The organism is Stenotrophomonas maltophilia group sp. Smal32, from assembly GCF_030237085.1.
In the GTDB taxonomy this organism is placed as follows: domain Bacteria; phylum Pseudomonadota; class Gammaproteobacteria; order Xanthomonadales; family Xanthomonadaceae; genus Stenotrophomonas; species Stenotrophomonas maltophilia_Q.
In genome coordinates, this window is sequence record NZ_JASJSI010000104.1 from 3618 (window position 1) to 15364 (window position 11747).

Here is an 11747-nt window from a genome sequence, read left to right on the forward strand (position 1 = left end):
GGTGCCTAAAAAAAAAACCGACCAAATAAAATTCTGGGTATATAAGGGGGACCTGTGTTGCCGCGCCCCCCCCGCGGGGCCCGCCACACCCCCCCATAAAAACATGCCAATTGGTACACGGTTGCCAAAGAGGGGTTGACCCACCGTATAAGTTTAAAAAAACCCCCGGGATTGCCCGGGCTCAACCCGGCGGGTCCTGGCTAGGAAACCGCGGGCCAAACCCCGGCGGCGTTTGACGCGTTCGCACAATGCGGCACGCAAACCCCTCTTCGCGTTTTCCCTACGGCGGGGTATGCTGCAATGAACGGCCATTGTCGCTACGCTCAGGGCCGAAACCTAATACATCACGATTCCTGGAGGGGGAATATGAGTCTGGATCGTCCCTGGCTGCAGAGCTATCCGAAAGGCGTTCCCGCCGAGATCGACGTCAACGAGTTCCATTCGGTAGCTTCGGTCTTCGACGCTTCCGTCGCGAAATTCCGCGACCGTCCAGCCTACTCCAGCTTCGGCAAGGTGCTCACCTACGGTGAGACCGATGCGCTGGTCACCCAGTTCGCGGCCTACCTGCTGGGTGAGCTCAAGCTCAAGAAGGGTGACCGCGTCGCCCTGATGATGCCCAACTGCCTGCAGTACCCGGTGGCCACCTTCGGCGTGCTGCGCGCAGGCCTCACCGTGGTCAACGTCAACCCGCTGTACACCGCCCGCGAGCTGAAGCACCAGCTGGTCGACGCCGGCGTGACCGCACTGGTCGTGGTCGACAACTTCGGCGATACCGTCGAGCAGGTCATCGCCGACACGCCGGTCAAGCACGTGATCACTACCGGCCTGGGCGACCTGCTCGGCCCCAAGGGCGCGATCGTCAACTTCGTGCTGAAGTACATCAAGAAGATGGTGCCCAACTACCACGTCAAGGGTGCCGTCCGCTTCAGGCAGGCACTCACGCTGGGCAGCCGCCACGCGCTCCCGCCGGTCGAGATCGACCACGACGACATCGCCTTCCTGCAGTACACCGGCGGCACCACCGGCGTGGCCAAGGGTGCGATGCTGACCAACCGCAACCTGATCGCCAACATGCAGCAGGCCTCGGCCTGGATCAGTGCGTCGGGCATCGAGATGGGCAAGGAGTGGATCATCACCGCCCTGCCGCTGTACCACATCTTCGCACTGACGGCGAACGGCCTGGTCTTCATGAAGTTCGGTGGCTGCAACCACCTGATCACCAATCCGCGCGACATGAAGGGTTTCGTCAAGGAGCTCAAGTCGGTGCGCTTCACCGCCATCACCGGCGTCAACACGCTGTTCAACGGCCTGCTCAATACCCCCGGTTTCGACACGGTCGACTTCTCGTCGCTGAAGGTCACCCTGGGCGGCGGCATGGCCGTGCAGCGCGCCGTGGCCGAACGCTGGAAAAAGGTGACCGGCGTTACCCTGGTCGAGGCCTATGGCCTGACCGAGACGTCGCCGGCGGCCTGCATCAACCCGCTTACCCTCACCGAGTACAACGGTTCGATCGGCCTGCCGATCCCGTCCACCGATGCCTGCATCAAGGATGACAACAGCAACATCCTGCCGCTGGGCGAAGTCGGCGAACTCTGCATCAAGGGCCCGCAGGTGATGAAGGGCTACTGGCAGCGTCCGGAGGAAACCGACAAGGCCATCGACGCCGACGGCTGGCTGCACACCGGCGACATGGCGAAGATGGACGAACAGGGCTTCTTCTACATCGTCGACCGCAAGAAGGACATGATCCTGGTGTCCGGCTTCAACGTGTACCCGAACGAAGTCGAGGATGTCATCGCGATGATGCCCGGCGTGCTGGAAGTGGCTGCGGTCGGCGTGCCGGACGAGAAGTCCGGTGAGGTGGTCAAGGTGGTCATCGTGAAGAAGGACCCGAACCTGACCGCCGAAATGGTCAAGGAACATGCCCGGGCCAACCTGACCGGTTACAAACACCCCAAAATCGTAGAATTCCGAAAGGAGCTGCCGAAGACCAACGTCGGCAAAATCCTCCGCCGCGAACTCCGCGATACGCCCGCCCAGTAAGGGTTTCGGGCAATTTGAACGGCATCGGGCCCGGGACGGAAACGTTCCGGGCCCTTTCGCATGCGGCGCCCCGGTGGCGGTGTAGCATCGCCGCGTGTGTGGACCGTTCGGCCCGCCGGCCACCCACCTGACTCTGCGGGCCGCATGCCGAGGACCCTTCCATGAGTACCATCGAAAAGCTGCCGAGCAGCGGCTCGCGTTTTGCCACCATCCGTACCGAGGACAGCGCCGACGGCACTGCCCACTGGTTGTTCATGCATGCCGATGCTGCCACCGGCATCCGTCCGTGCTGCCGAAAGGACATGCTCGATGAGATGTGGAGCTTCATGGCCGCCATCACCCGCAGCCCCGCCGAGCGCCACAGCGGCACGTTGCGGCATTTCGTGCTGGCGTCCGATGCCGTCGCCTACAACCTGGGGGGCGACCTGGACCTGTTCACCCGCCTGATCCGCGAAGGCAACCGCGACCTCCTGCTGAACTACGCCCAGCGGTGCGTGGAAGGCGTGCACCACCTGCACACCGGATTCGGCGGCGACGTGCGTTCGATCGCCCTGATCCAGGGCGACGCGCTTGGCGGTGGCCTGGAAATGGCATTGGCCTGCCACACCATCGTGGCCGAGGAAGGCAGCGGAATGGGCCTGCCCGAAGTGCTGTTCGGCCTTTTCCCCGGCATGGGCGCCTATTCGTTCCTGTGCCGGCGGGTGTCACCGCACCTGGCCGAGAAGATCATCCTTGACGGCCGTGTCTACAGCGCCGAGGAAATGCATGCGCTGGGTATCGTCGATGTACTGGCGAAGAAGGGCGAAGGTCGTGCCGCGGTTGAAGAGCTGATCCGCCAGCAGCAACGCACCCCGCAGTCCTATCTGGCAATGAACGCCGCGCGCAGCATTGCCCAGGCGGTCAGCTACGACGAACTGCTGGAGATCACCAAGGTATGGGTCGATTCCGCCCTCGCCCTTGGCGACCGCTCCTTGCGTACCATGGATCGCCTGATCAAGGCCCAGACCCGTCGCGCCGGTCTCGACGCGGCCTGATTCATCCCCTCCCCCAGGATGGGTTCAAGCCCGGTTGGCCACCGGGCTTTTTTTATGACACCACACGCCCAGGCTCAGCGCGCCTCACCATCCTCGGCGGCACCGCGCAGGCGGCGCTCGGCGCGCGCATCCAGCGCACGCCGGCCTTCCTTGATGGCGTCCTGCAGCACACCCAGGCGTACGCGCCATTCGGCCTTCAACTGCCAGTCGGCCATCCGCATCAACTCGCCGGCACGGTTGGACGCGCGCATCAGTCCGAGGTTGCTGGCCACGCCCTTGATCGCATGGGACTGCTCACGGAACACCTCCCACTGCGCGGTTTCACCCGCCTGCTCGGCCTTGCCCATGCAGCTCGCTGCGTCCTCCAGGCACTGGCGGATGAACTCACGCTCGAACCCTTCACCCATTCCCAGTGACGCCAGCTCGTCCAGCACGCTGCTGTCGAGCACCCCATCCTGCAACGGCGCCGCGGGTCGCACGACCGGCGCGGCCATGGTCCTCAACTGGGCATTGCTGGCGATCTCGGCCAGGGTGTCGAGCAGCCGTACCGCCACCACGGGCTTGGCCAGGAATGCATGGGCACCGGCCTGGGTGCACCGCTGGATCGCCTCCGGCGTGACATCGGCACTGAGCACCAGCACCGGCGTGCGCGGACCACCGCCGGCCTGCATCACGCGCAGTTCCTTGAGCATGTCCAGCCCACTCATGCCCGGCATGTGCAGATCGACGATGACCGCATCGAACTCGCTGTCGGCCAATGCGTCCAGTACGGCTTCACCACCGTCGACGCACAGCACCCGGTGACCGGCCTTCTGCAGCAGGCGCTGCAGGACCATGCGGTTGGCCTCGTGGTCGTCGGCCACCAGGATCTGCATGCTGCGCACGCGCGCGCGATGACGCAGGAATGGATCGGCAAAGGCAATCACGTTCCCGCCGGGCCCCGCGTCCTCCTCGCCGGACAGGGTCGGGACCGCGCCCGGCACCATCGGCTGCGGTGGCGCGAAAGGCAGCTCGACCCAGAAGTGACTACCGCGCGGCGGGTTCTCCAGATAGCCGATGTCGCCGTCCATCGCTTCGACCAGGCCCTTGGCGATGGTCGTGCCCAGTCCCGTGCCCTCATGGCGGCGCGCCATGCTCACATCCGCCTGCTCGAAGGCATCGAACAAGCGCGCACGCATCGCCGGCGCCACGCCGATGCCGGTATCGAAAATATCGAAGCGCAACCGCACCGCGCCACTGGTATCAGCATGCACCACACCGACACGGATCTCGACCCGGCCGTGGTCGGTGAACTTGACTGCGTTGCCCGCCAGGTTCAACAGGATCTGCCGCAGGTGCCCGACGTCGCCGCGCACGCGCGGTGGCACGCCGTCGGCAACCTTCACCCGGTAATCCAGGCCCTTGGCCCTGGCCTGCGGCATCAGGATCAACCCGATCGCCTGGATCACGTCGGTCACGGCGAAATCCTCTGCCACCACCCGCAGCTTGCCGGCCTCGATGGCAGAGATGTCCAGCACCTCCTCCACCAGCGCCAGCAGGCTGCGCGAAGACGCCTGGATGGTACTGAGGCACTCGCGCTGCTCATCATCCAGGCGCGTGGTCGCCAGCACTTCGGTCATACCGTTGAGCCCATTCAACGGGGTGCGGAACTCGTGGCTCATGTTGGCCAGGAAGCGGCTCTTGGCCTCGCTCGCGCGCCGGGCCTCGGCCATCGCTTCGGTCAGCTGCCGCAGCAGCGTGGAGAAGTACAGCGGCACTGCGGCCAGTCCGAGCCAGAGGCCGATGGCCAAGCGGAAATTCTGCATCCAGTACGGTGTCTGGAGCACGGTGAAGCCGAAGCTCACCAAGGCCATTGCCACTGCCACGTACAGGTAGTGGTTGCCGAACCGCATGCCGTTGCCGACCGTCACCCACATCACAACGATGTAGACCCAGGCCAGCGGCTCACCCATCTGCACCATGCCGGCCGCGATCAGGCCGTAGTCGGCCAGCATGCCAAGCACGCGGCGCGCGTCGGAACGTGCCGGTCGCCACAGCAGCCAACCGAACAGCAGCAGGGACAGGCTCAACCCGGTCAGCACGATCGCCAACACACCCACGTACTGCCCATGCGGCAGGTCGTGGCGCGGCGCCGGCAACAGCACGTAGGCAAGGATCAGGCTGATCAGGACAATACGGACAATCTGCTGGCCGTGCTCGCTGTCCTGCCGCTGGGACAGGCGCAGCCGCAGCCGCGACAGCAGGCGTTTCACGCGCCCAGCCCCGGGCGTGCGGACGCCATCGAATGCTCGGCGCAGATCTGGTCCAGCTGCTCACGGCCGCGCATCAGCGCATCCACGCAGCGCGGATCGAACAGTCGCCCACGCTGGGCGTACAGATAAGCCAGTGTCGCTTCCATGGTCCATGCTTCCTTGTACGGACGGGGTGAGATCAGTGCATCGAACACGTCGGCGACAGCAACGATCCGCGCTTCCAGCGGGATCGCCTCGCCGACCAGGCCATCAGGATAGCCGCTGCCGTCATAGCGCTCGTGGTGGCGCAGCGCGATGAGCGCGCCCACCTGGATGAAACGGTTCTGGCTGCCACTGAGCAGCTCATGGCCGATTCGCGGGTGCCGGCGCATGATCGCCAGCTCCTCGTCGTTGAGCTTGCCCTGCTTGAGCAGCACCGCATCGGGAATGGCGATCTTGCCCATGTCATGCAGCGGCGCCGCCATCTCGATCAAGCGCACGTCGTCTTCGGGCAGGCCCAGCTGCTCGGCGATCAGCCCCGCAACCCGTGCCATGCGTTCGAGGTAGGCACTGGTGCCGGCATCACGGAACTCGATCGCCCGCGCCAATCGCGACAGGGTCTCGCGTTCGCGCTCTTCGACCTCATGCATGCTGGCCAACAGGCGCTGCTCCAGCGACAACGCGCGTTGCTTCACGTTCTCGGTCTGCTGGCGCAGCTGCAGCAGGTTGTAGCAGCGCGCGCGCAGTTCGCGCGGGCGGATCGGCTTGACCAGGAAGTCGATGACACCCGCTTCCAGCGCCGCCTGCCGGATCGGCTCGTCACCGACCACAGTGATCAGGATCACCGGGATGTCGCGGTGCTTGGGCAGGCGACGGAAACGACGGGCGAACTCCAGCCCGTCCATCTCCGGCATGCGGTAATCGAGCAGCAGCAGGTCGACCGGATGCGCCTCGCACCAGGCCAATGCGGTCAGCGGATCACCAAAGTCATGCACGCTCAATTCCGGCGCGATGTCTTCGATGACGTGACGCAGCATCGTCCGCGCGGACGTCTGGTCGTCAACAATGACGATGTTCAACGCGTACTCCGCCTGGTTTCTCGACCATGCTGGATCATCAGCAGGCGAGGATACCCTGCTGCTGCGAACGCTCGCACCCTGCATCGGCCCGACTCCCGTGTCATGCGTCCCGGTTCATGATCGTCATCGCATTGTGAAGCGGACTCTCCACAACGCGTCATCCCCCTGACGCCGATCAAGCCATAACGGACGTCAAGGTAGTGCATTAACGATACGCCGAGTGCGGGAGGCGTCAAATGCGCCGTCTCGTTTCGCGACGGCGCGCACAATCAGGAGTCAGAAAAGCGACTTACTGCTCCGGACGCATGTACGGGAACAGCAGCACGTCGCGGATCGAGCTGCTGCCGGTCAGCAGCATCACCAGGCGATCAACGCCGATGCCCAGGCCGCCGGTCGGCGCCATGCCGTACTCCAGCGCACGGATGTAGTCGGCGTCGTAGTGCATGGCCTCGTCGTCGCCGCCTTCCTTCGCGGCCACCTGGGCCTGGAAGCGCTGCGCCTGGTCTTCCGGGTCGTTCAGTTCGGAGAAGCCGTTGGCCAGCTCCTTGCCGTTGACGAACAGCTCGAAGCGGTCGGTGTAGCCCGGATCGTTGTCGTTGGCACGGGCCAGCGGCGAGACCTCGACCGGGTGATCGGTGATGAAGGTCGGCTGGATCAGGGTGTGTTCGACCGTGGCTTCGAAGATCTCCAGCAGCAGCTTGCCCCAGCCGTAAGACGGCTTGACGCGGATCTTCAAGCGCTCGCAATGGCGCAGCAGCGCCTCGCGGTCGGTGCAGTCGGCCGCGGAGATTTCCGGGTTGTGGTGGCGCACCGCTTCATCCATGCGCCAGCGGCGGAAGGCCGGGCCCAGGTCGATCTTCGCGCCGTCCCATTCCACTTCAGTGCCACCGTTCACGGCCTGGGCCACGTCACGGATCACGCCTTCGGTCAGGTCCATGATTTCGTTGTACGTGGCATAGGCCTCGTACAGTTCCATCATGGTGAATTCCGGGTTGTGGCGGGTGCTCACGCCTTCGTTGCGGAAGTTGCGGTTGATCTCGTAGACGCGTTCCAGGCCACCCACGGTCAGGCGCTTGAGGTACAGCTCCGGCGCCACGCGCAGGTACAGGTCCAGGTCCAGCGCATTGTGGTGGGTGGTGAACGGCTTGGCCGCCGCGCCGCCGGGGATGTAATGCATCATCGGCGTCTCGACTTCCAGGAAGTCGCGGTTGTCCAGCCAGGCGCGCATGGCGCGGATGATCTTCGAGCGCTTGATGAACACCGCGCGCGATTCCGGGGTCACGATCAGGTCGACGTAACGCTGGCGGTAACGCTGCTCGACGTCGGCCAGGCCATGCCACTTGTCCGGCAGCGGGCGCAGCGACTTGGTCAGAAGGCGGATCGACTCGGCCTTGACCGACAGTTCGCCGGTCTTGGTGCGGGTCAGGCCGCCTTCGACGGCGATGATGTCGCCCACGTCCCAGCCCTTGAAGGCGGTGTAGGCATCACCCAGTACGGAACCCTGCAGGAACAGCTGGATACGGCCGGACTCGTCCTGGATCTGCGCGAAACTGGCCTTGCCCATGATGCGCTTGGCCATCAAGCGGCCGGCCATCTTCACCTGGCGTCCGTTGCCTTCCAGCGCCTCGGCGGTCCAGGTTTCAGCGTCGGCAAACTCCTCCTGCAGGCGGCCGGCGAAGTCTTCGCGACGGAAGTCGTTCGGGTACGCGATGCCCTGCCCACGCAGCGTTTTGAGTTTCTCGCGGCGCTCGGCGATCAACTTGTTTTCGTCAACGGGGGGGGTATCGGTAGCTTCGCTCATGGATCTGCGGGAATCGTGTAGTGAGGGGGGTGTCGCGCCCGGCACGGCCGGCCCCACAGCATACCAAAACCGCCCTGCCCCGGCCTGGAGAGGGGTCAGAACCCTTTTGCGAGGCAAAAGGGATCTGACCCCATCCGGGACCCTGCCTGGACCCTGGATATCTACCTGTTCCCCGGGAACGCCTGCCGCAACTCGTCCACCAGCACCCGCTGGTTCTCCGAATAATCGATCGGCACCGACACCAGGTGCACCCCACCCTCATTGAACGCCGCCTCCAGCGTCGGGATGAACTGCTCGATGGCGGTTACCTCATGCCCCTTGCAGCCATAGGCTTCCGCGTACTTGACGAAATCCGGGTTGCTGAAGGTCATGCCATAGTCGGTGAAGCCATCCACCGCCTGCTTCCAGCGGATCATCCCGTAGGCACCGTCGTTGAGGATCAGCACCACCAGGTTCAGGCCCACCCGGCGCGCGGTCTCCAGCTCCTGGCTGTTCATCATGAACCCGCCGTCGCCGCACACCGCCAGCACCCGCCGCTGCGGGTACAGGATCGAGGCCATGATCGCCGACGGCAGACCTGCACCCATCGTCGCCAGCGCATTGTCCAGCAGCAGCGTATTGGCCACCTGGGTGCGGTAGTTGCGCGCAAACCAGATCTTGTACATGCCGTTGTCCAGCGCCACGATGCCGTCCGGCGGCATCACCTGGCGTACGTCATGCACCAGCCGCTGCGGGGTGAAACCGACCTCCTCGGCACGGTCGGCCAGATGCTCAAGGATGGTCGCGCGCAGTGGCAGCAGCGCATCGGCGTTCGGCACCGCACCTTCGATGCGGTCAGCCAGCTGGGTCAACGAACGACCGATATCGCCGATCACTTCCACCTGCGGGAAGTACACCTGCTCCACCGCCGCCTGCGAGTAACCGATATGGATCACGGTCGGCCCACCCGGACGCATCACGAATGGCGGCTTCTCGGTGACCTCATGGCCGATGGTCACGATCACATCTGCCTGGTCAATGGCCGTGTGCACGTAGTCGCGTTCGGTCAGCGCCGCAGTGCCCATGTACAGGCCCGAACCACCCGCCACCGCGCCCTTGCCCATCTGCGTGGTGAAGAACGGGATGCCGGCGCGCAGCACGAACGCCGACAGCGCTTCGCTGGACTGCGGCCGCGAGGCGGCCGAGGCGATCATCAGCAGCGGGCGCTTGGCAGTGCGGATGATCTCGGCCGCGCGATCCAGCGCCTCCGGGCTGGCAATCGGCCGGTCCACCGCGTGCGGTGGAATCAGCGCCACGCCCTCGACCTCATCGGCCGCGATATCCTCTGGCAGCTCCAGCAGCACCGGTCCGGGGCGCTCTTCCTGGGCCACACGGAATGCCTCGCGGACGATGGTCGGTATGGTGCGTGCCGAGACGATCTGCCGCGCCTGCTTGGTCAGTGGCTTCATCGTGCTGACGATGTCGACGATCTGGAAGCGCGCCTGCTTGCTGGCGACGATGCCCTTCTGGCCGGTGATCATGATGACCGGCCACGCACCAAGGAGCGCGTAGGCGGCGCCGGTGGTGAAATTGAGCGCGCCCGGCCCGAGCGTGGCCAGGCACACGCCCGGCTTGCCGGTCAGGCGGCCGTAGGTGGCGGCCATGAACACCGCAGCCTGTTCGTGGCGGGTGATCACCAGCTCGATGCTGGAATGGCGGAGTGACTCGACGACGTCGAGGTTCTCTTCGCCGGGAATGCCGAAAATACGCTCGACGCCTTCGTTCTCAAGTGCGGCGACGAGCAGGTCTGAACCCTTGGACATGGGAATGCCGTCCTTTTTTCGCTGGACTGATGGTGGATCGTTGCAGGAAGGATGGAAGCCGTGCGTCAACGCTTGTCGAACCACACCGTCTGCGCATTGACGAACTCGCGGATGCCGAAGTGCGAGAGCTCGCGGCCGAAGCCGCTCTTCTTCACGCCACCGATCGGCACGCGCGGGTCCGAAGCGGAGAAACCGTTGACGAACACGCCGCCGGCCTGCAGCCGGCGCGCCAGCTGCATCGCACGGGCGCGGTCGCCGGTCCACAGGTTGCCGCTGAGGCCGAACTCGCTCTGGTTGGCCAGTTCCACCGCATGGTCGGCGTCGCGGGCGCGGGTGATCGAGGCCACCGGGCCGAAGGTCTCGGTATCGAAGGCCTGCATACCCGGCTCCACCCCGGCCAGCACGGTGGGCGCATAGAACGCGCCCGGACGATCCAGCTGGTGCCCGCCGACCAGCAGCTGCGCACCGGCATCGACCGACGCGCGTACCTGCGCATCGAGCTGTTCCAGCAGGTCCTGGCGCGCCATCGGGCCGATGCGGTTGGCCGGGTCGCGGCCATCGCCGATGGTCAGCGCCTGCACCTTCTCGCAGAACTGCGCCACGAACCGTTCGTAGACCGCGTCTTCGACGATGATGCGCTTGCCGGCGATGCAGACCTGCCCGGTATTCTGGAAGCGCGAGGCCACCGCCGCATCGACGGCCGCATCAAGATCGGCATCGGCCAGCACGATGAACGGATCGGAACCGCCCAGCTCCAGCACCACCTTCTTCAACGCCTGCCCGGCCTGCGCGGCGATGCTGCGGCCAGCGGCCACGCTGCCGGTCAGGGTCACCGCGGCAATGCGGTCATCGGCAATCGCGCGACTGGTGCCCTCGCGGCTGATGTTGGCCGCGATGAAGGTGCCCTCCGGCAGCCCGGCATCGCGCCAGGCCGCGTCGAGCAGCTGCGCGGTGCCGACGATGTTCTCGGCCGGCTTCAGCAGGAAGCCGTTGCCGCCCATCAGGATCGGCACTGCCGCCCGCATCACCTGCCAGTACGGGAAATTCCACGGCATGATGCCCAGCACCACGCCCAGCGGCAGGTAGGACACGTAGGCCTTGTCGTCCGGCACCTGGGTCGGTTCGTCGCGCAGGAACTGCGCGCCATGGTCGGCGTACCAGTCGCACAGCACGGCGCACTTTTCGATCTCGGCCAGCGCTTCGGCCTGGACCTTGCCCATTTCGGCGGTGGCCAGCGCAGCCAGTTTCTCGCGATCACGGCGCAGTACAGCGGCCATCGCGCGCAGCACCTCGGCCCGCTGCTCCAGGCTCCTGGCGCTCCAGGCGGCGAAGCCAACCTGGCCGCGATCCAGGATGGCTTCCAGTTCGGCGTCGGTAGCGAAGGGATGGCTGGCGATCTGCTGGCCAGTGGCCGGATCGCGGGAAATGGCAGTACTGGGGGCAGCGGACATGCAGGGCTCCTGTTGTCTCGACAACGGGCGGTGGCCCGTCTCCTGCACAGGAATGTGGACCCGATTGGCGGAGGCAACAAGGCGTCTGTTTATCCTGTGACCTGCACTTACCTGCCTGAATGGGGTTATCGGCAGGGCTGCGCCCTGCACCCGCAGAGGCCAGGGCAACGTCAAGGTCAAAGGCCTGCATTCCGTGGGATGGCGGGGTGGGGGGGGGGGGGGGGGGGGGGGGGGGGGGCGCCCCCCCCCGCCCCGCGGGGCCCCCGCCCGCGGGCCCCCCCCCCCCCCCACCCCCCCCCGCCCCCC

Annotated in this window: 7 protein-coding genes; 2 read left to right on the forward strand and 5 right to left on the reverse strand. The window is 65.5% G+C overall.

The window, feature by feature from the left end:
- Positions 1 to 366: 366 nt before the first annotated feature.
- Entirely contained in the window at positions 367 to 2043 is a 1677-nt protein-coding gene (locus tag QRO91_RS18465; RefSeq protein WP_285310502.1) for a long-chain fatty acid--CoA ligase, read from the forward strand.
- Positions 2044 to 2204: 161 nt separating this feature from the next.
- A complete protein-coding gene (locus tag QRO91_RS18470) occupies positions 2205 to 3077 on the forward strand; it encodes a crotonase/enoyl-CoA hydratase family protein (RefSeq protein ID WP_049429883.1) in 873 nt (290 codons plus the stop codon).
- Positions 3078 to 3151: 74 nt separating this feature from the next.
- Here QRO91_RS18470 and QRO91_RS18475 read toward each other — a convergent pair whose 3' ends face one another.
- The 5 genes from QRO91_RS18475 to QRO91_RS18495 all read right to left on the reverse strand — a co-directional run bounded on the left by QRO91_RS18475 (position 3152) and on the right by QRO91_RS18495 (position 11441).
- Complete coding sequence (locus QRO91_RS18475; RefSeq protein ID WP_049429882.1) at positions 3152 to 5329, reverse strand: response regulator; 2178 nt, start codon at positions 5327 to 5329, stop codon at positions 3152 to 3154.
- On the reverse strand, positions 5326 to 6471 hold the full coding sequence (locus tag QRO91_RS18480) for a two-component system response regulator (RefSeq protein WP_285310503.1): 1146 nt from the start codon (positions 6469 to 6471) through the stop codon (positions 5326 to 5328). Before QRO91_RS18480 ends, QRO91_RS18475 begins: the two co-directional genes overlap by 4 nt.
- A gap of 205 nt (positions 6472 to 6676) precedes the next feature.
- Complete coding sequence (gene lysS, locus QRO91_RS18485; protein ID WP_049429880.1) at positions 6677 to 8188, reverse strand: lysine--tRNA ligase; 1512 nt, start codon at positions 8186 to 8188, stop codon at positions 6677 to 6679.
- A 161-nt stretch (positions 8189 to 8349) separates the two neighbouring features.
- Positions 8350 to 9990, reverse strand: a complete 1641-nt coding sequence (locus tag QRO91_RS18490; RefSeq protein WP_285310504.1) for an acetolactate synthase large subunit — start codon at positions 9988 to 9990, stop codon at positions 8350 to 8352.
- A 65-nt stretch (positions 9991 to 10055) separates the two neighbouring features.
- The gene (locus tag QRO91_RS18495) at positions 10056 to 11441 is read right to left on the reverse strand and encodes an NAD-dependent succinate-semialdehyde dehydrogenase (RefSeq protein WP_197651171.1); all 1386 of its coding nucleotides are present in this window, start codon (positions 11439 to 11441) and stop codon (positions 10056 to 10058) included.
- Positions 11442 to 11747 lie beyond the last annotated feature (306 nt).